We start from the raw sequence: 20,786 nt of genomic DNA on the forward strand, positions 1-20,786 counted from the left end.
CACCCCCCTTTTGGCGCGCCGCGGTGGCCCCCGGGGCCGCCCGGGGCCCTACCGTTGGGGCCCTGGCGGGGGGGTTTTTGGCGGTTTTCCCACCCCCCCACCAAAAGGGGTGAACGGCCGTAACTTTCCCGTGCCGGTAGCGTTCTGTCGCGCTATGACACCGGGAGAGCGCTCTTTCGCTACGGAGCGTTAAGCTGCGGCCAGCTCCCTGCGGGCCGTACGGCGCTGCGCCGCGGCTTCCGGGTCGAGCGCGGGCACGGCCGCCAACAGCTGTTTGGTGTACGCCTGTCGGGGTGCTCCGTACACCTCGTCGACGGATCCCTGCTCGATGATCCGCCCCTGCCGCATCACCGCGACCCGGTCACTGACCTGGCGCACCACCGCGAGGTCGTGCGCGATGAAGACGAGGGCGAGCCCGTGCTCCTTCTGCAGTTCGGCGAGGAGCGCGGTCACTTGCGCCTGCGTCGTCACGTCGAGCGCCGAGACCGGCTCGTCGCACACGATGACCCGGGGGTCGGCCGCGAGGGCCCGCGCGATCCCGACACGCTGCCGCTGACCGCCGCTGAACTCGTGCGGATAGCGTCCGTAGTACGCCGGATCGAGCCCGACGCGCTCCATGAGGTCGCTCACCCGTGCGCGCACGACGGAGTCGTCGCGCTCGCCCCTGGCGCGCAGCGGATCGGCGATGGACTCCCCGATGCCGCGGCGCGGATTGAGCGAGGAGACGGGGTCCTGGAACACCATCTGCACCCCGGCCCGCGTCCCGTCGGCCGACGCCGGCGCGCCCCCGTGCCGGATCTCCCCCGCCGAGGGATCGAGGAGCCCCACCAGCATCCGCCCGAGGGTCGTCTTGCCGCTGCCGCTCTCGCCCACGACCCCGAGCGTCTCCCCACGGCGGACCGTGAGCGACACGTCGTCCACGGCGGCGAACGCACGCTTCCCGCGCCCGAACTCCCGCCGCAGACCGACCGCTTCCAGTACGACGTCGCCCTGCTCGCGGGATGCCGCATCGCGCGGTGAGTCCACCCGGGGCACCGCCCCGAGCAGCTCCCTCGTGTACGCCTCCTTCGGCGCGCCGAGAACCTCCCGCACGGGCCCCCGCTCCACGGACCTGCCGTACCGCATGACCAGGACGTCGTCGACGCTCTCGGCCGCGACACCCACGTCGTGGGTGACCAGGAGAAGGCCCATCCCTGTCTCCGCCCGCAACCCGTGCAGCAGGTCGAGGATCTGGGCCTGCACGGTGACGTCCAGGGCGGTCGTCGGCTCGTCGGCGATCAGGAGCTCGGGCTCGCAGGCGAGCGCCATGGCGATGAGCGCGCGCTGCCGCATGCCGCCGCTGAACTCGTGCGGCCTCGATCGCGCCCTGCGTACGGCATCCGGAATGCCCACCCGGTCGAGCACGTCGACGGCACGCGCGCGTGCCGCCCGGCGCGAGGCTCCGGTGTGCACGCGGTACACCTCGGCGATCTGGTCGCCCACCGCGTAGTACGGATCGAGGGACGACAGCGGGTCCTGGAAGACCATCGCCGCCTTCCCGCCCCGAAGGCGTCGCAGCTCCTCACCGGACGCTTCCTGTACGTCGATGCCGCCGACGAGGACGGATCCGTCGACGCCCGCGCCGGTGCCCCGGTGGAGCCCGAGCAGCGCGGAGGCCACCGTGCTCTTGCCGGACCCCGACTCGCCGACGAGGCCGAGCGCGGCGCCCTTCTCAAGGGTGAAGGAGAGCCGGTCGACGGCGCGCGTGTCCCCGAAATCGACCACCAGGTCGGTCACTTGGACGAGGCTTTGGGCCACGCTCATGACAGGACCACCCTTCGGTCGGCCACCGCGTAAAGGACGTCCGCGACGGCATTGGCGAGCACCACGAAGAAGCCGGTCACCAGGACCATGCCGACCACGACCGGCAGATCGACCTCCTTGACCGCGTGCACGAGTTCGCGCCCCATGCCGGGCAGGCCGAAGAGTGTCTCGCTGAGCACGGCGCCGCCGAACATCGACCCGAAGTCGTTGGCGCTCATCGCGATGACCGGGGCGGCCGCGCCCCGCAGGGCGTGCTTGCCGATGATCGAGCGCTCCCCGACGCCGTACGCGCGAAACGTCCGCACATGGTCGTCGGCGAGGGTCTCCAGCATCGAGGCGCGGGTGAGGCGCGCGTACTTGGCGGCCTCGATCAGCGCGAGGGACAGCCAGGGCAGGAGCAGGTTCCACGCCCACTGCTGAGGGTCGTCGGTGAACGGTACGTACTGCGGGAAGGGCAGCCAGTTCAGCTGGCCGCAGACCACGATCATCAGGAGCAGGCCGATGACGAAGACGGGCGTGGCCGTGCCCGCGAGGGTGACGCCGGTCAGGACGCGCTCGGTGACGCGCCCGCGCCGCCAGGCGGACAGGACGCCGGTGCCGACGCCGAGGATCAGCCACATCACCATGGCGCCGAGCGCGAGCGACCCGGTGACGGGCAGCTTCGTCAGGATCAGCTGGGTGACCTGCTGGTCGCTCTGGTAGGAGAGCCCGAGGCAGGGGGCGTCGCAGTGCTCGACGCCCGTGCCCGTCGAGTAGTCCTGGCCGGCGAAGATGCCCTGCAGGAAGTCCCAGTAGCGGACGTACACCGGATCGTCGAGCCGCAACTGCTCGGACACCTGTGCCACTTGAGCCGGTGAGCAGCGCGGACCGCAGGTGATCTGGGCGACGTCGCCGGGAGCGACGTAGAAGACCGCGTAGATGATCACGGAGATGGCGAGCAGCGTGACGAGGGCGCCCACCGCGCGCCTCAGGAGGAATCCGGTCATGCCGTGCAGAAGGCCTGTCATGCCTTGCCCTCCCGCTTCTTCCCGGTGCCGACCCGCAGCCGCGACGCGGCCCGTGGATCGAGCGCGGTCCGCACGCCGTCCCCCAGGACGGTCAGGGCGAGCACCGTCACGAACAGCGCCCCTGCGGGCAGCAGTAGGTACTGCGGCGCGGCCTGGTACCAGATGTCGGCCGAGGTCAGCATCTGCCCCCAGGAGGCGGTCGGCGGTTTGACGCCGACGCCGAGGAAGGAGAGCGCCGCCTCCACCGTGATGTTCAACGGGACGAGCAGCGCCGCGTACGTGATGACGGGGGCGGCGAGCCCCGGCAGGAGTTCGCGGCGCGCGATGCGCCAGGTGCTCCAGCCGCTGAGCCGGGCGGCGGCCACGTAGTCGAGCTCCTTGAGGGTGATGGTCTGCGCGCGCACGATCTTGGCCGTACTGCCCCAGGCGACGAGCCCGATGACCAGGGCGACGAGGACGGGGCGCGGGAAGCCGCTGGGCACGATCGCCATCAGGGCGAGCGAGAGGACCATCAGCGGCATGGCGACGATGACGTCGGTGGCGCGGCTGAGCACCTGGTCGACCCAGCGGTTGCCGAGCCCGGCCGCGATGCCGATGGTGACGCCGAGCAGCACCTGCACGAGGGTCGCGGCGAGCGCGACGCCGAGGGAGACCCGCGCGCCGTACACGAGGCGGGCGAACAGATCGCGCCCGGTCTGCGGTTCGACGCCGAGCCAGTGCTCGGCGCTGACCCCGCCGAACGAGCCGATGGGCACGCCGCCGCGCCCGGAGTCGATGAGGTCGGGGTGGTACGTACTGGGGTCCTGGCCCTCGATGGCGGTGAGCAGCGGCGCGGCGAGCGCGACCAGGACGAGCAGCGCGACGACGGCCGCCGCGACGAGGGCGGCGCGCTGCGTACGCAGCCGCCGCCAGAACTGACGGGCACCGGAAGTCGGGGCGGGCGCCGTGACGCCCGTCCCCGCTTCCGAGGCCAGAAGGGCCTCGCTCATGGTGATGTGACCAGTAACCCTTACTTGACCGCGACCTGGGAGATGTCCAGGACACCCGTCCAGTCGCTGATCACGATGTTCTTCGCGTCCTTGCCGTACAGGCGCTTGTAGACCGGGTGGAAGAGCGGCACGGTCAGGGCCTGCTCGCCGATCTTCTTGTCGAGGGCGCCCCAGCGCTTCGCGGCCGCGTCGAGGTCGGTGAGCTTGTTGATCTCATCGATCTCGTTGTTGACCGACTTGTCGTTCAGGAAGCCGGTGTTGAAGTTGGCGCCGTCCTTCACGATCTGCCGCCCGTCGAAGATCGGGGCGAGGAAGGGACCGCCGGAGGGCCAGTCGGCACCCCAGTGGGCGAGGAAGAGACCCGGCTCGGTCTTGGCGCTGTGGACCTTGTCCTTGTAGTCGTTGTCCTCAAGGCCTTCCAGCTTGACCGTGATCCCGGCCTTCTTCAGGGCGTCCTGGATCGCGGTGGCGATCTCCGGGCTCGTCTCGAAGTCCTTGGCGTTGGAGTGGGTCAGCGTGATGGTGAGCCCGTCCTTGTGACCGGCTTCCTTAAGAAGCTCCTTGGCCTTCTTCGCGTTGCCGGACTTGCCCGCCGGGAAGTGGTCGTACTTCGTGTATCCGAAGGACTTCTGGTTCGGCAGGTACGTCGTCGCGGGCTCGGCGAGCGACGAGCCGCCGGCGGCGTTGACCACGGACGAGCGGTCGACGGCGTACGAGATGGCCTGGCGCACCTTCGGGTCGTCGAAGGGCTTCACCTTCGGATTGAAGGCGAGGTAATTCGTGTATCCGAAGTGCCCGGTGCCCACCCGTGAGGACAGCTCCTTGTCGCCGGTGACCTTGGCGAGTTCGGCGGGGCCGAGGTTCGTGTCGGTGGTCACGGCGGCGGCGTCCGCGCCCTGGCCCGCCGAGAGGCGCTGGTTGATGACGGACGAGTTGAGGCCGGACCGCACGTCGATCTTGTCCGGGTAGGCCTTGCGCTCGGGGTCGGTCTTCGCCGACCAGTGCGGGTTGCGCTCCAAGGTCAGGCGCTCGCCGTCGTTCTCGTTCTTGACGACCTTGTACGGGCCCGAGGAGACCGGGTGCTCCTCGTACTTCGTGCCCTTGTCCTTGCTCTTGGGGACGGGCGTGAACTGCGTCTGCGTCGCCAGATAGGGGAATTCGCCCTCGGGCTTGTTCAGGTGGAAGACGATGGTCCGCTCGTCGGGCGTCTCGATCGACTCGAGCCCCTTGCCGCTCTTGTCCTTGTAGGGCCCCGCGTACTTGTCGCCGCCGATCAGCCAGTCCCTCAAGTAGGGCGCGCCACCGGAGAGTTCACCGGCGAAGGAGCGCTCGATCCCGTACTTGATGTCGGCCGACGTGATCGGCGAGCCGTCCTCGTACTTGAGGCCCTTCTTGAGGGTGTACGTCCACACCGTGGCGTTCTTGCTCGACTTGCCGAGGTCCGTGGCGAGGTCCGGCACGACCTCCGAGCCCTTGGCGCCGTCCTCGCGGTTGCGGGTGGTGAGCGTACGGAAGACGAGCGAGGGGACGTTGCCGCCGCCGGAGGTGTAGAGCCGCGCCGGATCGAAGTCGACCTGCGGGTCTCTGTTGAGGACGGAGAGCGTACCGCCCTTGGCGGGCTTGCCGTCGGCGCTCCCGGCGCCATTGCCGTCGGCGTCCTCGGGGCCCGCGCACGCGGCGGCGCCCGCTGCCAGGACCAGGCTGACGGATGCCGCTGCCACGCGGCGGGCTATGACGGACGGTTGACGCATGGGAAGGGACCTCTCGGAGAATCGAGCAGGGGAAGAGAGCAGAGCTCGCCCCGGGGCCGCCGAAGAAGGTCAGTCAGGACCGCAGAGGATGCAGAGGGTCCGGAGAGAAAGCGACGCACACGCCAGGGGCGGACGTCAGCAACAGTGAATGTCGGACACGCAGAGCGCGGTCACGCCAAAGAGCGCCAGCTCAAGGGCGGCGCGCGAGGAGGCGTGACGAGGCGACATGCGGAGAAATATGAACGAACTTTCGGCGGATGTCAAAGCCGTCGAACACGCGGTGAGCACAGAACGCTCACCGCGCGGTCAATTCGCCGGGGTCAGCTCTCTCAACTCTTCGGAAAGGCCCAAGGGTTGGCCTTGCACTTGATTCCGTCGTGGTCGAGGAACTTCGTCTGCTGCTGCATGACGGGCGCGAGCTCGCCGTCCTTCGTGCAGTCCGTGTGATTGAAGCCGAGCCGGTGACCGACCTCGTGATTGATCAGCATCTGCCGGTACGGATGGATGCGGTCGCCGTAGGTCTTGGCGCCCTGCGCCCACCGATAGGCGTTGATCATGACGCGGTCCGTGGCCGCGGAGTCACAGGAAACGTTCTGCTGAAGGGTGTCGAGCCCGGATTTCGCGCACCACTTCCCGGTCGTCCCCGGGCTGGCGAGCGTGATGACGAAATCGGGCTTCCCCGAAGAGATCCGCTCGAAGGTCCGGCCCCCGTTGTGCGCCCAGCTCCGGTCGTCGTTCAAGGTCTTCTGCACGGCCGCCGCGAACAGCTCGCCGTCCAGACCCATGCCCTTCTCGACGTCGACGCGGTAGCGGAACTTCTGCCCCTTGCCGGGCGCCTTGTCGAACCCGGCCATCCCGTCGAAGTCACCGGACGCCGTGAGCTTGGCGTCGAGCGGGTACTTCTTGGCCATCTTCGTCTCGTACGTCGCCGGGGCGGACTCCGCGGGCGTGGGCCGGTCGTCCGAGCGGGACGCGTCATCGGCCGCGGCGCGGTCGTCCTGGCCCTTCGCGGCCTGCGGGCGGGGAGCAGAATCCTTTGCCCCGTCAGCCACCTGACCGGCCACGACGACCGCGAGGACGGTGGTGACAGCGGCGGCGGCTATCCCGGTGAAGGTGCGGCCCTTGCCGCCCGACCTGCCGCCCTTGCCCTCGTCGTCCTCGTCGTCCGCGATGCCGCCGGGGCCGTCGCTCCCGTCGGACCCCGCAGATCCTTCGGACCCTTCGGACCAGAGCTCTCCGTGGGCTTCCTCGTCCTCGTCGACCGCGCGGTCCCAGTCGGTGACGGAGGCGTACGGGTCGTGGGGCGGGACGGCGGTCGACGCGGGAGCGACCCGGGTCGCTCCGGTCGCGAAGGGGTCTTCTTCAGGGAACTCGTCGCCGAACGCGTCCACGTAGTCGCGGCGGGGCCCCGGCATGCGGGGCGGCGCGGTCCGTGCGCCCGGCGCTCCGTGAGCGGCGGCGCCCGTCCGGGGCCCGGATCCCCAGGCCCCGCCCGGCTCACGCTGCTCGGGGTGCCCGCCACGGACGTGCGGCGTGCCACGCGGAGGCGTGGCCTGGGGCGTGCCGTGCGGCGGGGTCGCTTGCGGGACCCCGTGCGCGGGCGTGCCGGCGTCCCCCGGGGCGCGTCTGCGGCGCCCCGTGCCGGGAGCCGGCGGGCGTGCGCCCTGCGGTGACGGTATGTCGGCAGTGTCCGTACTGCCCGTGTTGTCTTCGAGGTCGACCGAACCTCGGCGGCTATGACGTCCCACTCGCCGCCTCAGCTCCCAGCGCTCGACTGACCGGATGCATTCAACTCTCCTGTATCCGCGAGGAGTTCGCGGATTGCCGTGGCCACCGTATCCGGATACTCCATCATCGCCACATGCCCCGCGTCCGGCAGCGTGAGCAACCGTGAGTCACGGAACGCGGCGGCGGCCTTGCGCGCCATACGGTACGAGACGAGCAGATCCCGGCCGCCGTAGATGAGCAGCGTCGGCGCGAGCACCCGCTCCGCCTGTCGCCACAGACCCTGCTGCCCGCCCATGGTGTACGCGTTCACGATGCCACGCGCCGAGCGGGCCATCGCATCCCACATGTACGGAAGGGCGAGTCTGCGCTCCATCTCCCGCACCGCCGCACTGTATCCCTCGGGCGAGACCCGGCCCGGGTCGCCGTAACAGAGCGCCATGACGCCGCTGACCCGCTGCTCGGCCGTCCAGTCCTTGGTGAGCCGGGTGAACAGACTCGCGACGCCGGGCACCGCGAGGAGCCCGGTCGGCAGTGCCGTGCGCTGCACCCGCAGCTCCGGGAGCGCGGGCGAGATCAGCGTGAGGGTGCGGACCAGGTCCGGGCGGACGGCGGCGACGCGGGTGGTGACCGCGCCGCCCAGCGAGTTGGCGATCAGATGCACGGGCGCGTCTTCGCGCGCGTCCAGATAACGGATGACCGCGCGCGCGTGTCCCGTGATCGAGTAGTTGCCGTCGTCCGGCGGCGGCGAGTCGCCGAACCCCGGCAGGTCGATCGCCGCACAGTCGACGACGTCCTCGAGCAGCGGCATCAGCGCCGACCAGTTCTGCGAGGATCCGCCGAGCCCGTGCACGTACAGCGCCGGGGGAAGTCCCTCGCGGACCGGCGGTCTGGAACGCACCGAGAGCGTGAGCCCGGGAAGGGTGACCGAATCGAGCCGTTCGCCCGGCGCGACCCCGACGGCACCCGGTTTCGGGGCGACGGAGGCGGCGATCAGGTTCGGCAGCTCGGTCGAAGACATGCGGCAATGTTACGAGACGATCACACGGTGGTTCATGTGTTCGCAGTCACAGATCCCGCTGATCGGCGTCGCATATCCCGGCGACGGCGCCGGGAGATCACGTAGCGCCTGGTTCGGAGGTCTCCTAGGCTCATAGAAGAGGGTGAACAGGGCACTCGCACCACTAGTCCGCCAGGGACTCCGTAGGGAAGAGAGCCACGATGACAGTCGACCCGTCCGACCCCGAGACCTTCCAGGCCGAAGAGGCCACCGACACCACCGCCATCGGCCACATCAACGACATCAGCACCGAGACACCCGAGGCCGATGCCGCGGAGCAGCACACCGACCTCGCGCCGAGCCAGGACGACTCCCTGGAAGGCGCGGACACGGCCGCGGCCAACGAGGCCGACCTGGCCGAACAGGCCCGCGTCGTCAGCATCGACGAAGACGACTATCGCTGAGCTGCCCGTGTTTGCCCTGCTAAGCACGGGTTTCGCGGTCATCCAGTCCGTGAAATTCTCCGCTCGTACCGCGCACATCAGGGTTACCGAAAAGTACGATGGCCGCGCGGCGCACACCGCACATTCACGATCATGGGAGGCGGCGTGACAGCCATCGAGCAGACAGAGGCAGCGCGCCCTCGGGGCACACGCCTGCCGCGTCGTGCCCGACGCAATCAGTTGCTGGGCGCGGCACAGGAGGTCTTCGTCGCGCAGGGTTACCACGCGGCAGCGATGGACGACATCGCCGAGCGGGCCGGAGTCAGCAAGCCGGTGCTCTACCAGCACTTCCCCGGAAAGCTCGACCTCTACCTCGCTCTGCTCGACCAGCACTGCGAATCGCTGCTGCAGTCCGTCCGTACGGCGCTCGCGTCCACGTCGGACAACAAGCTGCGGGTCGCGGCCACGATGGACGCGTACTTCGCGTACGTGGAGGACGAGGGCGGTGCCTTCCGCCTCGTCTTCGAGTCCGATCTGACGAACGAGGCCGCGGTCCGCGAGCGGGTGGACCGGGTCACGCTCCAGTGCGCGGAAGCGATCTGCGAGGTCATCGCCGAGGACACGGGTCTGCCCCGTGACGAGGCGATGCTGCTCGCCGTGGGGCTCGGCGGCTACTCACAGGTGGTCGCCCGGTACTGGCTCGCCAGCGGCAGCACGGTTCCGCGCGACAAGGCGGTGGAACTGCTCACCTCGCTGGCCTGGCGCGGCATCGCGGGCTTCCCGCTGCACGGCCTGGACGGTCACTGACCCCCGGTTTCCGGCATTCGCGTTCTGTTCCCGATCTCTGTTCGCTACTGGCGTGCAGCGGCGGAAGCATGAGCGTCGCCTCACCGGGCTAATGTGTGCTGAGTACGGCGCGGACGACGCGCACATCACTGACCGTCGGAGGGACAAAGCCGTGGAGGTCAAGATCGGCGTGCAGTACGCGCCCCGCGAGATCGTGCTCGAGAGCACCCAGAGTGCCGAGGAAGTCGAGCACGCGGTGTCCGAGGCGCTGACCGGCAAGTCGCCGCTGCTGAGCCTCGTGGACGACCACGGCCGCAAGGTCCTGGTTCCGGCCGACCGCCTCGCGTACGTCGAGCTCGGCGAGCCGACCGCACGCAAGGTGGGCTTCAGCGCCCTGTAGGTCACGGGCGCTGCACGCAGGACGAACAACGAGAACGGCCCGGTGGTCACAACCACCGGGCCGTTCTCGTGTGTTGACGCGCGCCTTGCGCACGGCGGGGTTCACGGAGCGGTTCACGGAGGGGTCTACGGCGGGTCTGGAGGATTGCGTTCCGGCTGCCAGGGGTAAGACCGGCTACGACCGTTTTGCACCTGGCCGCGAGGGAGGGACACCCTGTGATTCTGGAAGCACTCGGCTCTGCACTGCTCGGTTTCGCCCTGGCATGGGCAGCGGCCCACCGGCTGGCCCACCGGCTCCCCGTACGAAGCCTGGTCCTGTCGACCGGCGCCGCGGGCGGCGTGATCGGCGCCATCGTCGCGCACATGGCCCTCGGCGCGGGCCACGCACCCGCAACGATCACAGGCGCGGTGGCGGTGGCAGCAGCCCTGCTCTCACTCCTGATCCGCCCCAGCCGGAGTCGGCTACGCCGTCGCTCAGCGACGGCGTAGCGCCGCCGGGGGGCGCCTCTCAGGGGGCCGCGCCCGAAGGGGCGCGAGGAACTGCGCGACCAGCCACGACGACGCACCTGCAGGTGAACACGGCAGCCCCGCAGAGTCTCAGCGCCCGCGCCCGAGGGGGCGCGGGCAAGGTACGCGGGTTCTGAGATATGCGGCTCCACCGCGGGCCGCGCCCGAAGGGGCGCGGGGAACTGCGCGCCCAGCCACGACGCACCCGCGGGTGGAATGCAGCCCCTGCCTCCGGAGCCCCAGCGACTACGCCGCGAGCCCCAGCGCAGCCATCCGCTTGGTGTGCGCCTCAGTGATCCGGGAGAACATCCGCCCGACCTCCGCGAGGTCAAAGCCATCGGCGACGCCCCCGACCAGCATGGTCGACAGGGCGTCCCGATCGGCGACGACCCGCTGCGACTGCGAGAGCGCCTCGCCCATAAGGCGACGGGCCCACAGCGCGAGCCGCCCGCCCACGCGCGGATCCGCGTCGATCGCGGCACGCACCTTCTCCACGGCGAAGCTCGCGTGCCCCGTGTCGTCGAGCACGCCGAGGACGAGACGACGGGTGTCGCCGTCGAGCCGCGCCGCGACCTCGCGGTAGAAGTCACTGGCGATCGAGTCACCCACGTACGCCTTGACGAGGCCCTCGAGCCAGTCGGACGGCGCCGTCTGGCGGTGGAAGCCGTCGAGCGCGGCCACAAAGGGCTCCATCGCCTCGGTGGCATCCGCGCCGATCGCCGAGAGCCGGTCCCGCAACCGCTCGAAGTGGTGGAACTCCGCCGACGCCATCTTCGCCAGCTCAGCCTTGTCACCGAGCGTCGGCGCCAGCTTCGCGTCCTCCGCGAGCCGCTCGAATGCCGCGAGCTCTCCGTAGGCGAGCGCTCCGAGCAGATCCACCACCGCGGCGCGGTAGTGCGGCTCGTCAGCAGCGGTCTTCCAGTCCTGGGCGGCGATTCCAGTGGGTTCGGCAGGTGTGTCAGCGGCGGTGTCAGGCGTCTCCATAAACCGCACAATAGCCCGCTCGCAGCAACGTGTAAGGGCCTGGTCAGTGACTGTGACGACGACTACGTGACTTATTCGTCAGACACGCCTGCGAGATTCCGGGGTACAGTGGTAATGCGCCTGTCGAATATTCGTCGGGCCGTACGAATGAGGATGCCCGGTCGGAGGCCCGATCGGCTCCGACCCGACAGCCCTCCAGGCGGCCCGCGAAGTGCGGACGGCATGAGGAGGGAACCTCAGCGGTACGAGCGCTCGAGCGCAGGCAGTGGTCCCGCGCCCCCGGCCCCGCCCCCCAAGCAGCCGGCGGTAGTGGCACGGTCACGACCCCCAGCGTTCGCCTCGGGCCGCGTCTCACAGAAGAGGCAATGCCCTGACTACGACTTTCCGCGATCTCGGAATTCTCTCCGAGACGGCCGAGGCCCTTGAGGCCGTCGGCATCATCAGCCCTTTCCCCATCCAAGAGATGACGCTGCCCGTAGCGCTCTCCGGCTCCGACGTCATCGGCCAGGCCAAGACCGGCACCGGCAAGACGCTCGGCTTCGGACTGCCGCTCCTGGAGCGCGTCACCGTCCCCGCGGACGTCGAGGCGGGCCGGGCCAAGCCCGAGCAGCTCACCGACGCCCCGCAGGCCCTCATCGTCGTCCCCACCCGTGAGCTGTGCCAGCAGGTCACGAACGACCTCCTGACCGCCGGCAAGGCGCGGAACGTACGCGTCCTCGCCATATATGGCGGCCGCGCCTACGAGCCGCAGGTCGAGGCCCTCAAGAAGGGCATCGACATCGTCGTCGGCACGCCGGGTCGTCTTCTCGACCTCGCCGGCCAGAAGAAGCTCAACCTCAAGCACATCAAGTGCCTGGTCCTCGACGAGGCCGACGAGATGCTCGACCTGGGCTTCCTGCCCGACGTCGAGCGGATCATCAACATGCTGCCGCCGAAGCGTCAGACGATGCTGTTCTCGGCGACCATGCCCGGCGCGGTCATCGGCCTGGCCCGTCGCTACATGTCTCAGCCCACGCACATCCGCGCCACCGCGCCGGACGACGAGGGCCAGACCGTCGCGAACACGAAGCAGCACGTGTACCGCGCGCACAACATGGACAAGCCCGAGATGGTCTCGCGCATCCTGCAGGCCGACGGCCGCGGGCTCGCGATGATCTTCTGCCGTACGAAGCGGACCGCCGCCGACATCGCCGAGCAGCTCGAGAAGCGCGGCTTCGCGTCGGGCGCCGTGCACGGTGACCTCGGCCAGGGCGCCCGCGAGCAGGCGCTGCGCGCCTTCCGCAACGGCAAGGTGGACGTCCTCGTCTGCACGGACGTCGCCGCGCGCGGCATCGACGTCGGTGGCGTCACGCACGTCATCAACTACCAGTCCCCCGAGGACGAGAAGACCTACCTGCACCGCATCGGCCGTACGGGCCGCGCGGGCGCCAAGGGCATCGCGATCACGCTGGTCGACTGGGACGACATCCCGCGTTGGCAGCTGATCAACAAGGCGCTGAACCTCGGCCTCAGCGACCCGGTCGAGACGTACTCCAGCTCTCCTCACCTGTACGAGGAGCTGAGCATCCCGGTGGGCACGAAGGGTGTGCTGCCGCGTGCCGAGCGGACCCGTGCCGGGCTCCGCGCGGAGCAGGTCGAGGACCTCGGCGAAACGGGCGGCAAGGGTGGCTCGCGCGGACGCGACCGCGACCGTGGCGGTCGCGACGGCGGCCGTGACGGCGGCCGTGACCGCGGGCACGCTCCTGAGCCGGAGCGCGAGCCGCGTGAGGCGCGTACGCCGCGTCGGCGTCGCCGTACGCGCTCGGGTACGCCGCTGGAGGCTCCCGCCGTAGCGGTGGCCGAGGCTGCCGCGCCTGCGGCTGCCGTTGCGACCGCCCCTGCGCCTGCCCTCGAGGCCGAGCCGACGGAGCCGCGTACACCGCGCCGCCGTCGCCGGACGCGGAGCGGCTCTGAGGGCGCGGAGGCCGTGGTCGAGACGGTTGAGGCCGTGGAGACCGCACAGGCTGTCCAGGCCGTGGAGACGGTCGAGGCCGAGGCACCCGCCACGAAGCCGCGCCGCCGTACGCGCAAGGCAGCCGAGCCCGTGGTCGAGGTCGCCGAAGCCCCCGAGGCTGAAGCACCCGCGACCAAGCCCCGCCGCCGCACCCGCAAGGCCGCCGAAACCGTCGTCGACACCGTCGAAGCCGTAGAGACGACCGAGGCCGAGGCACCCGCCACAAAGCCCCGCCGCCGTACGCGTAAGGCAGCCGAGCCCGTGGTCGAGGTCGCCGAAGCCCCCGAGGCTGAAGCACCCGCGACCAAGCCCCGCCGCCGCACCCGCAAAGCAGCGGAAACCGTCGTCGACACCGTCGAAGCCGTAGAGACGACCGAGGCCGAGGCACCCGCCACAAAGCCCCGCCGCCGCACCCGCAAGGCAGCCGAGCCCGTGGTCGAGGTCGCCGAAGCCCCCGAGGCCGAGGCACCCGCCACCAAGCCCCGCCGCCGCACCCGCAAGGCCGCCGAAACCGTCGTCGACACCGTCGAAGCCGAGATTCCCGCTCAGCCGACGGAGGAGACCAAGCCGCGTCGGCGTCCGCGCAAGGCCGCGGAGGCGGCTCCGGCTGTCGCCGAGGAGGATGCGGTCGCGAAGCCGCGTCGCCGTACGCGCAAGGCGGTGGCTGCGCCGGCCGAGGAGAGCTGAGGCACTCCGCTGAGGCTTAACGCCTGAAGGCCCGGACCCCCTACGGGGGGTGCCGGGCCTTCTGCGTACCCCCAACTCGCCTTTGTTGCCGCACAGTTGCGGTCCGCTCCACCCTGCCCCGGCGCTCCGCGCCGGATGTCTCCCACCCGCCCACCCGATTACCCCGCGTCTGCCCGGTGACGAGCGGACGGACAAGCGGATGAACCCCACCGCGACTGCGCCCCCACCCCGACCCCGCCCGATGACGCGGGGCAATCGGGCGGGCGGGAGGGAAAGATCCGCGCGAAGCGCGGCAAAGCCCCCCGGGACACAGCCGAACCAGAACCAGACACCACCCAGCGCCGCGCCCCCCAGCCGCCCAACGGGGAGCCCCGCGCGGAAAGCCACCCCGAGTGCACAGACGGACCGGACGCCAAGCCCCGGCCAGGAGCCAGCAGGCCACGCCGGCCACGCCCAGCCCGGAGGGGCACCCCGCACGGGAATGCTGACCCCGGACACGGGGGGGAACCCTGCCGCGAGCAACGCCAAGCCGCCCACCCCACCCAAGGCCCGCGCCCACACCTGCCGCTAGCCTCGGAGGTATGAGCAGGCCCCCGACCTTCACCCCGCCCCCCGGCGTCGACGCGCGGCGGCTCCGGACCGCGCGCGGCGACTTCGCCACCCTGGACGCCCGCCCGGCCGGCGAGGCCAAGGGCACGGTCCTGCTGCTCCCCGGATTCACCGGGAGCAAGGAGGACTTCATCGCCCTGCTCAGGCCCATCGCGGATGCCGGGTATCGAGCGGTCTCCGTCGACGGCCGCGGGCAGTACGAGACCCAGGGCCCGGAGAAGGACGAATCCGCTTACGCACAGGGTGAGTTGGCCCAGGACGTACTCGCCCAGGCCGACGCAGTCGGTGGCACGCTCCACCTCCTCGGGCACTCCCTCGGAGGCCAGATCGCCCGCGCCGCCATCCTCCGCGCCCCCGCGGACACCTTCGCCTCGCTCACCCTCATGGCCTCCGGCCCTGCCGCCATCTCCGCCTCGCAGCAGGCCCGCGCCAAAATGCTGACGGACGCGCTCGGCGTCCTGTCGATGGCCGAGGCCTGGGCCGCCATCCAGGCCTTCGATCCGCCCGAGGACACCGCCCTCGACGGTGACGTCCTGCGCGAGCGCTGGCTGCGGCACAGCCCGGCCCAGCTCATCGCCACCGGCAAGCAGCTCTGCGTCGAGCCCGACCGCGTCACGGAGCTCGCCGCCGTACCCCTGCGCAAGCACGTCGTCTCCGGCGAGCGCGACGACACCTGGCCCGTCACCTGGCTCGACGAGATGGCGGACCGGCTGCACGCCCACCGCACGGTCATCACCGGCGCCGAGCACTCCCCCAACACCGACCGCCCGGCGGAGACGGCCGCCGCCCTCATCACCTTCTGGGACGGGCGCACCACCACCCCGTAGCCACACCCACACCCATACCCAGGCCCACACCCACAGCCGCTAGTACCGCGTCTGCAAGTTCTCCCAGAAGCCGTCCCGCAGCGCCCGCCGCAGATCCGACTGCCCCCGCAGCGAGTACGCGAGCAGCTTCTCGGCCTCCACCAAGAGCTCCTGGTCCACCGACCCCGGCAGATAGGGATGACCCGGCAGCAGGTCCACCAGTGCCGCGCGCCCCCGCTCGGCCACCCACTTCGCGGCGATCTGCGCACCCACGAACCGCACGTCCTCGCGCGAGGGCCGGGCCGTGCCCGCCGTCTCGTACGTCGCCACGGTGCGCCGGGACACGTACGGCTTGAAGAAGTCGAGGTCGAACGTGCGCTGGCTGTCGACCTCCCACAGCAGCGGCTCGGCCTGGTTACGGCCCTCGGCCGCCTCGATGCCCCACAGATGCACCCGCGCGCCGTAACCCTGCGCGGCCTCCACCGCCGAGACCAGGTCCTCGTCGCCCCCGATCAGGGCCGCGTCGCTGATCGCGCGGTGCCGGGCCAGTGACTCCAGATCCGTCCGAATGAGGGAGTCCACGCCCTTCTGCTGGTTGTTCGCGTTGAGGTTGCCGAGGCGGACCTTGACGTCGGGGAGCTCCGCGATCGACTGCTGCTCCACCGTGTGGATGCGGCGCCGCGCACCGTCGTACCAGTAGACGCGCAGCAGACGGCTGTCCGCGAAGATCGTGCGCGCCTTGTCGATGAGCGCGTCGATCAGCCCTTCCGCGTCCAGGTCGAAGGCCCGCCGGTCCTCCGTGCCGACCGCGAGCCGTCCCGCCGCCGCGTACACGTATCCGGCATCGACGAAGATCGCGTGCGTGGACGGCGTCTTCGCCACCTCGGCGAGCACGCGCTCGAGCAGTCCGTTGGCGCGCTCCAGCTGGGCGCTGATCTCGATCTCGTCGTTCATGGGGGCCATAGGCGCTCATTGTCCCGCTGGTCACGCAGCGAACACAACCGGTCTCGCTACTCGTGAGTAATTAGCCTGTCGAAAAATTTCCTTAGCGTAGGGAATGTTTGCTGGGGGCAACTCGTTGTACCCGTAGGAACGCCGGACACAGCAGTCCCGGTGGCCACAACACCAGTAGTTCTCCTCCAGGAGGATGACCAGACGAAGGGAGAAGCCTTATGCGCTTCGAAATCATGCGACTCGACGACGTCGACGGCGCCGCCGTGGACCGGACCGTCGTAGACGCCGCCTCCGTCAATCGGATCGTGCAGCAGGCCGCAGCGATCGGCCAGCGCATCTATATCCGACCGGCCGAATCCCAGGCCTCGTAACGCACAGGTTGTCATACAGGTTGAAGGGCCCCCGTACACCTTTGGTACGGGGGCCCTTGGCATGTCCGGCGCCGGCCTGCGGCACGAGCGGCCCGCGGCGGAGGCGCCCTAGGCGCCGTTGATCACCTGCGTCACACCATTGATGATCTGCTGCACCGCGATCGCGGAGAGCATCATGCCCGCGAGCCGCGTCACCAGGACCACGCCGCCGTCCTTGATGACCCGAATGATCAGCAGCGAGTAGCGCATCACGAGCCACAGCACGACGTGCATCGCCACGATCGCCGTCCACACGGAGATCTGCGTGCCGACGCTGTCGGCGTCCTGGACGGCCAGGATGACCGAGACGATCGCGCCGGGCCCCGCGAGCAGCGGCATGCCGAGCGGTACGAGGGCGACGTTGACGTCCTTGGTCTGAGTCGGCTCGTCCGACTTGCCGGTGAGCAGGTCGAGCGCGATCAGCAGGAGCAGCAGACCGCCCGCGATCATCAGCGCGGGGACGGAGACATGCAGGTAGTCGAGGATCTGGTGACCCAGGAGCCCGAAGACCGCGATCACGCCGAACGCGACGCACACGGCCTGGAAGGCCATCTTCTTCTGCACCTTGGCGGGGCGGCCGGAGGTGAGTCCGAGGAAGATCGGGGTGATCCCAGGAGGGTCCATGATCACGAAAAGGGTGAGGAAGAGGGATCCGAAAACGGCAACGTCGAACACAGTGATGGCCTTGCAGTGAGTCGTACGAAAGTCCCGCGCGGGGGCGGCGAAAAAGGTGGGGAAGGTGAGGAGGCCGGGGAAGCCGCTGTTACGCGGCGGGGCCTCCGCCCGCGCCCGGCACCGGGAACGCCCCGGTCGCGCGGCGCGTGATCTCCCCGTAGATCTCGGGGTCGGTGGTGAACTCCCCGAGCACACAGGTCTTGCGGCTGCCGTGGTAGTCGCTCGACCCCGTGGCGAGCAGGCCGAGGTCAGCGGCGAGCCCGTGCAACCGGGTACGGGTGGCCGGGTCGTGGTCCATGTGGTCGGCCTCGACACCGTCGAGACCGGCGGCGGCCAGCGCCGCTATCGCGGCCTCGGGCACCACCTGACCACGCTTGACGGCCGCCGGGTGCGCGAAGACGGTGACGCCGCCCGCGGCCTTGACCAGGCGGATCGCGTCGAAGGGGTCCAGTTCGTGCTTCTCGGCGTACGCGCGGCCGCCGTCGGCGAGCCAGTCGGACGTGAAGGCGTCCGAGACGGTCGGTACGACGCCCAGTTCCACCAGGGCCTCGGCGATGTGCGGGCGGCCGACCGAGCCGTCGCCCGCGATGCGCGCGACCTGCTCCCAGGTGACCGGGACGCCGAGCTCCTGGAGCTTGCCGACCATCGTCTTCGCGCGGGGCACCCGGTCGTCGCGCACGAGCTCGCGCTCACGGGAGAGTTCCGGCTCGTCGGGGTCGAAGAGGTAGGCCAGCATGTGCAGGCCCACGCCGTCGAGGCGGCACGAGAGTTCGGCGCCGGTGACGAGGGTGAGGTCCCGGTCGAGTGTCGCCAGGGCCGATACGGCCTCCGCGTGCCCGCGGGTGGTGTCGTGGTCCGTGAGCGCGACGACGTCGAGCCCGGCGGCGGCAGCGTTGCGCACCAGCTGCGCCGGGGTGTCCGTGCCGTCGGAAGCGGTGGAGTGGGTGTGCAGATCGATGCGCACGACGCGGACTCCGGACTCTGACGGGGCGGACGAGGGGACGCTCAAGGATAACGGGAGCCGAACGCTCCGCCGCCCGCCACAGAGGAGACACCCCTCACGGCAGCAACGGCAGCAACGACCGCACCGGGCGACGACATCACGACATCACCGCATCACCGCATCACGGCATCACGGCATCACGGCATCACGGCATCAGGATCCGCGGCGAAAGCGCCCCGCACGGCAGCAGATCCGTCTCGGCCCCCGCGTCCCGCAGATCGGTGAGCACCAACTCGTCGTACATCAGGAGCCCCGACTGCTCCGGCCACGCGATCGCCCACAGCCACAGGCCGCGCGCCTCGCCCGCGAAGACCGCGCGGTCGTCCGGCGTGCCCGCCACATGCCACATCGGGGTCGGCCTGCCTGCCGCGAGAAGCTTGGCCGGCGGCGGCTTCTCCACGTTCAGATAGGGACCGGGATCCGGGCCGTCGATGCCCGCGTACCGCGCACCGAGGCCGACGCCGAGCTCCTCGGCGACCAGGACCAGCTCTCCCATGCCGCCGAGCGGCGCGGGACCCGAGCAGGCCACGGCGGTCGCGCGACCGCCGCTGCGGTCGTCGCCCGCGCAGGCCACGCCCGTGAACAGCCATCCGACCGGCAGTGGCCACGGCATCCAGACCGGCACCTGCGCACGATGCACCACGACTTGGAGCGCCTCGACGCTGGGTGGGATCACAGGCTGCAGCGGATGCACCGTCCCGTGCACACCGCACTGCCAGGAATCGGCAAAGAGACCGGGAGCCCTGACCCGGCCACCACACTTCGGGCAACTGGGTTCGCCCCTCATAACGACCAACGGTCCTCCCCGGTCGTCGCCCCGTCAAGGACGATCACCCGTCCGGTGGCCCTGCCCGTGACCCTGTCCGTGGCCCTGTCACCAGGCGAAACTAGATGCAGCTTGCATCTTTTAGGTTGGCTAACTAATGTGTGTATACGTCAACGATCTCGACGGAAGCCGCTTACGGAAGTACGGAAGCCGCTAAGGAGCAGGCATGAACAGCAGCACAGGAGGTCTCGCCGAAGGGGACCCGTTCGACGAGGGAGCACCGAGCCTTCTGCGTCAGCCGAAGGCTGTCTGGGCGACCGCAGGCGCATCCGTCGTCGCCTTCATGGGCATCGGACTCGTCGACCCGATCCTCCCCTCCATCGCCAAGGGCCTCGACGCCTCCGCCAGCCAGGTCTCCCTGCTCTTCACCTCGTACTTCCTCATCACCGCCATCGCGATGCTGGTGACCGGATTCGTCTCCAGCCGGATCGGCGGCAAGAAGACCCTGCTCCTCGGCCTCGCGCTCGTCGTGGTCTTCGCCGGACTCGCCGGCACCTCCGGATCGGTCGGCGAGCTCGTCGGGTTCCGCGCGGGATGGGGACTCGGCAACGCGCTCTTCGTGTCGACCGCCCTTGCCGTCATCGTCGGCGCCGCGGCCGGCGGCAGCTCCGCGGCGATCCTGCTCTACGAGTCGGCGCTCGGCCTCGGCATGGCGTGCGGGCCGCTGCTCGGCGCCGTGCTCGGCAACGCCAGCTGGCGCTACCCGTTCTTCGGCACCGCGGTCCTGATGGCGGTCGGCTTCCTCTGCATCACGGCGTTCCTGAAGGAGCAGCCCAAGCCCGCGCGGAAGACATCGCTGCTCGCGCCGATCAAGGCCCTGGGGCACGGCGGTCTCGCGTCCGCCGCCGCCTCCGCGTTCTTCTACAACTACACGTTCTTCACGGTCCTGGCCTTCACGCCGTTCGTGCTGAACATGACCCCGTACAAGTCGGGTGCGATCTTCTTCGCCTGGGGCCTGCTGCTCGCAATCTTCTCGGTGCTCGTGGCCCCGCGGCTGCAGGCGAGGTTCGGCTCGCTGAAGGTGCTCGGCGGTTCGCTGGTGCTTCTCGCCGCGGACGTCCTGGTGCTCGGGTACGGCAACCACGCCACGGCCATCGTCTGCACGATCCTGTCCGGCGCCTTCATCGGCGTGAACAACACCGTCTACACCGAGCTCGCGCTCGGCGTCTCGGACGCGCCGCGTCCCGTGGCCAGCGCCGGCTACAACTTCGTCCGGTGGTTCGCCGCCGCTGCCGCGCCGTTCTTCGCGCCGAAGATCGAGGTGTGGAGCAACATCCACATCCCGTTCGTGGTCGCGGCCGTCACGGCGGTGCTGGGCGCGGTCGTGGTCTGGGTCCGCAAGGACGCCCTCAACCACGAGGCGAAGGAGCTCGAACCGAAGCACGCCACGGAGGACAGCGTCACCGTCTTCGCCAACTGAGGCTTCCCG

20 protein-coding genes are annotated in these 20,786 nt (G+C 70.1%); 8 read left to right on the plus strand and 12 right to left on the minus strand.

The window, feature by feature from the left end:
- Window positions 1-189: 189 nt before the first annotated feature.
- From ACFQ7F_RS21375 to ACFQ7F_RS21405, 7 genes are all read right to left on the minus strand, one after another.
- Window positions 190-1,803, minus strand: coding sequence for a dipeptide ABC transporter ATP-binding protein (locus ACFQ7F_RS21375; RefSeq protein ID WP_383272647.1), 1,614 nt, complete (start codon window positions 1,801-1,803; stop codon window positions 190-192).
- Window positions 1,800-2,789: an ABC transporter permease gene (locus tag ACFQ7F_RS21380; RefSeq protein WP_383272698.1), complete on the minus strand. Its 990-nt coding sequence runs from the start codon at window positions 2,787-2,789 to the stop codon at window positions 1,800-1,802. The genes ACFQ7F_RS21375 and ACFQ7F_RS21380 overlap by 4 nt, the downstream gene beginning before the upstream one ends.
- 17 nt (window positions 2,790-2,806) lie before the next feature.
- Window positions 2,807-3,799, minus strand: a complete 993-nt coding sequence (locus ACFQ7F_RS21385) for an ABC transporter permease (protein ID WP_383272649.1) — start codon at window positions 3,797-3,799, stop codon at window positions 2,807-2,809.
- 20 nt (window positions 3,800-3,819) lie between these two features.
- A complete protein-coding gene (locus tag ACFQ7F_RS21390) occupies window positions 3,820-5,550 on the minus strand; it encodes an ABC transporter substrate-binding protein (RefSeq protein ID WP_383272651.1) in 1,731 nt (576 codons plus the stop codon).
- A gap of 135 nt (window positions 5,551-5,685) precedes the next feature.
- Window positions 5,686-5,778 (minus strand): Ms4533A family Cys-rich leader peptide, encoded by a 93-nt coding sequence (locus ACFQ7F_RS21395; RefSeq protein ID WP_344520500.1) that lies wholly within the window; start codon window positions 5,776-5,778, stop codon window positions 5,686-5,688.
- 101 nt (window positions 5,779-5,879) lie between these two features.
- Window positions 5,880-7,298: a DUF3152 domain-containing protein gene (locus ACFQ7F_RS21400; RefSeq protein WP_383272654.1), complete on the minus strand. Its 1,419-nt coding sequence runs from the start codon at window positions 7,296-7,298 to the stop codon at window positions 5,880-5,882.
- Between the two features lie 8 nt (window positions 7,299-7,306).
- A complete protein-coding gene (locus ACFQ7F_RS21405; RefSeq protein WP_383272656.1) occupies window positions 7,307-8,296 on the minus strand; it encodes an alpha/beta fold hydrolase in 990 nt (329 codons plus the stop codon).
- A gap of 200 nt (window positions 8,297-8,496) precedes the next feature.
- Here ACFQ7F_RS21405 and ACFQ7F_RS21410 point away from each other — a divergent pair, with 200 nt between their 5' ends.
- The 4 genes from ACFQ7F_RS21410 to ACFQ7F_RS21425 all read left to right on the plus strand — a co-directional run bounded on the left by ACFQ7F_RS21410 (window position 8,497) and on the right by ACFQ7F_RS21425 (window position 10,392).
- A complete protein-coding gene (locus ACFQ7F_RS21410; RefSeq protein ID WP_383272658.1) occupies window positions 8,497-8,739 on the plus strand; it encodes a hypothetical protein in 243 nt (80 codons plus the stop codon).
- Window positions 8,740-8,883: 144 nt separating this feature from the next.
- Window positions 8,884-9,525 (plus strand): TetR/AcrR family transcriptional regulator, encoded by a 642-nt coding sequence (locus tag ACFQ7F_RS21415; protein ID WP_383272660.1) that lies wholly within the window; start codon window positions 8,884-8,886, stop codon window positions 9,523-9,525.
- Between the two features lie 151 nt (window positions 9,526-9,676).
- Complete coding sequence (locus tag ACFQ7F_RS21420) at window positions 9,677-9,904, plus strand: DUF3107 domain-containing protein (RefSeq protein WP_383272662.1); 228 nt, start codon at window positions 9,677-9,679, stop codon at window positions 9,902-9,904.
- 215 nt (window positions 9,905-10,119) lie between these two features.
- A complete protein-coding gene (locus tag ACFQ7F_RS21425; RefSeq protein WP_383272664.1) occupies window positions 10,120-10,392 on the plus strand; it encodes a hypothetical protein in 273 nt (90 codons plus the stop codon).
- Between the two features lie 264 nt (window positions 10,393-10,656).
- On the opposite strand, the gene ACFQ7F_RS21430 is transcribed toward ACFQ7F_RS21425, so the two are convergent.
- Window positions 10,657-11,394 (minus strand): ferritin-like fold-containing protein, encoded by a 738-nt coding sequence (locus ACFQ7F_RS21430; protein ID WP_383272666.1) that lies wholly within the window; start codon window positions 11,392-11,394, stop codon window positions 10,657-10,659.
- 463 nt (window positions 11,395-11,857) lie between these two features.
- Between ACFQ7F_RS21430 and ACFQ7F_RS21435 the strand changes: the two genes are divergently transcribed.
- Together ACFQ7F_RS21435 and ACFQ7F_RS21440 are read left to right on the plus strand one after the other, a co-directional pair.
- The gene (locus ACFQ7F_RS21435; RefSeq protein ID WP_383272668.1) at window positions 11,858-14,074 is read left to right on the plus strand and encodes a DEAD/DEAH box helicase; all 2,217 of its coding nucleotides are present in this window, start codon (window positions 11,858-11,860) and stop codon (window positions 14,072-14,074) included.
- Between the two features lie 581 nt (window positions 14,075-14,655).
- Window positions 14,656-15,510, plus strand: a complete 855-nt coding sequence (locus ACFQ7F_RS21440) for an alpha/beta fold hydrolase (protein ID WP_383272670.1) — start codon at window positions 14,656-14,658, stop codon at window positions 15,508-15,510.
- A gap of 39 nt (window positions 15,511-15,549) precedes the next feature.
- Here ACFQ7F_RS21440 and ACFQ7F_RS21445 read toward each other — a convergent pair whose 3' ends face one another.
- Window positions 15,550-16,452 carry an NYN domain-containing protein gene (locus tag ACFQ7F_RS21445; RefSeq protein ID WP_383272672.1) on the minus strand — a complete coding sequence of 301 codons (903 nt, stop codon included), beginning with the start codon at window positions 16,450-16,452 and terminating at the stop codon, window positions 15,550-15,552.
- A gap of 209 nt (window positions 16,453-16,661) precedes the next feature.
- On the opposite strand from ACFQ7F_RS21445, the gene ACFQ7F_RS21450 reads away from it, so the two are divergent.
- Entirely contained in the window at window positions 16,662-16,814 is a 153-nt protein-coding gene (locus ACFQ7F_RS21450) for a hypothetical protein (protein ID WP_383272674.1), read from the plus strand.
- 108 nt (window positions 16,815-16,922) lie between these two features.
- On the opposite strand, the gene ACFQ7F_RS21455 is transcribed toward ACFQ7F_RS21450, so the two are convergent.
- The 3 genes from ACFQ7F_RS21455 to ACFQ7F_RS21465 all read right to left on the minus strand — a co-directional run bounded on the left by ACFQ7F_RS21455 (window position 16,923) and on the right by ACFQ7F_RS21465 (window position 19,318).
- Window positions 16,923-17,528 (minus strand): MarC family protein, encoded by a 606-nt coding sequence (locus tag ACFQ7F_RS21455; RefSeq protein ID WP_383272676.1) that lies wholly within the window; start codon window positions 17,526-17,528, stop codon window positions 16,923-16,925.
- An 88-nt stretch (window positions 17,529-17,616) separates the two neighbouring features.
- Window positions 17,617-18,492 carry a PHP domain-containing protein gene (locus ACFQ7F_RS21460; RefSeq protein ID WP_383272678.1) on the minus strand — a complete coding sequence of 292 codons (876 nt, stop codon included), beginning with the start codon at window positions 18,490-18,492 and terminating at the stop codon, window positions 17,617-17,619.
- Between the two features lie 184 nt (window positions 18,493-18,676).
- Complete coding sequence (locus ACFQ7F_RS21465; protein WP_383272680.1) at window positions 18,677-19,318, minus strand: DUF6758 family protein; 642 nt, start codon at window positions 19,316-19,318, stop codon at window positions 18,677-18,679.
- A 205-nt stretch (window positions 19,319-19,523) separates the two neighbouring features.
- Between ACFQ7F_RS21465 and ACFQ7F_RS21470 the strand changes: the two genes are divergently transcribed.
- Window positions 19,524-20,777 (plus strand): MFS transporter, encoded by a 1,254-nt coding sequence (locus ACFQ7F_RS21470; protein ID WP_383272682.1) that lies wholly within the window; start codon window positions 19,524-19,526, stop codon window positions 20,775-20,777.
- Window positions 20,778-20,786: the final 9 nt, after the last annotated feature.

Origin of the sequence: Streptomyces sp. NPDC056486, from assembly GCF_042795295.1 — a bacterium.
Taxonomy (GTDB): domain Bacteria; phylum Actinomycetota; class Actinomycetes; order Streptomycetales; family Streptomycetaceae; genus Streptomyces.

What these genes read in the sequence shown, in the direction of transcription:
- ACFQ7F_RS21410 (WP_383272658.1), top strand. Translation starts at nt 8,497, where the DNA reads ATGACAGTCGACCCGTCCGACCCCGAGACCTTCCAGGCCGAAGAGGCC.
- ACFQ7F_RS21380 (WP_383272698.1), bottom strand. Translation starts at nt 2,789, where the DNA reads ATGACCGGATTCCTCCTGAGGCGCGCGGTGGGCGCCCTCGTCACGCTG.
- ACFQ7F_RS21375 (WP_383272647.1), bottom strand. Translation starts at nt 1,803, where the DNA reads ATGAGCGTGGCCCAAAGCCTCGTCCAAGTGACCGACCTGGTGGTCGAT.
- ACFQ7F_RS21385 (WP_383272649.1), bottom strand. Translation starts at nt 3,799, where the DNA reads ATGAGCGAGGCCCTTCTGGCCTCGGAAGCGGGGACGGGCGTCACGGCG.
- ACFQ7F_RS21430 (WP_383272666.1), bottom strand. Translation starts at nt 11,394, where the DNA reads ATGGAGACGCCTGACACCGCCGCTGACACACCTGCCGAACCCACTGGA.
- ACFQ7F_RS21440 (WP_383272670.1), top strand. Translation starts at nt 14,656, where the DNA reads ATGAGCAGGCCCCCGACCTTCACCCCGCCCCCCGGCGTCGACGCGCGG.
- ACFQ7F_RS21390 (WP_383272651.1), bottom strand. Translation starts at nt 5,550, where the DNA reads ATGCGTCAACCGTCCGTCATAGCCCGCCGCGTGGCAGCGGCATCCGTC.
- ACFQ7F_RS21465 (WP_383272680.1), bottom strand. Translation starts at nt 19,318, where the DNA reads ATGAGGGGCGAACCCAGTTGCCCGAAGTGTGGTGGCCGGGTCAGGGCT.
- ACFQ7F_RS21445 (WP_383272672.1), bottom strand. Translation starts at nt 16,452, where the DNA reads ATGGCCCCCATGAACGACGAGATCGAGATCAGCGCCCAGCTGGAGCGC.
- ACFQ7F_RS21435 (WP_383272668.1), top strand. Translation starts at nt 11,858, where the DNA reads ATGACGCTGCCCGTAGCGCTCTCCGGCTCCGACGTCATCGGCCAGGCC.
- ACFQ7F_RS21395 (WP_344520500.1), bottom strand. Translation starts at nt 5,778, where the DNA reads ATGTCGCCTCGTCACGCCTCCTCGCGCGCCGCCCTTGAGCTGGCGCTC.
- ACFQ7F_RS21470 (WP_383272682.1), top strand. Translation starts at nt 19,524, where the DNA reads ATGAACAGCAGCACAGGAGGTCTCGCCGAAGGGGACCCGTTCGACGAG.
- ACFQ7F_RS21450 (WP_383272674.1), top strand. Translation starts at nt 16,662, where the DNA reads ATGCGCTTCGAAATCATGCGACTCGACGACGTCGACGGCGCCGCCGTG.
- ACFQ7F_RS21405 (WP_383272656.1), bottom strand. Translation starts at nt 8,296, where the DNA reads ATGTCTTCGACCGAGCTGCCGAACCTGATCGCCGCCTCCGTCGCCCCG.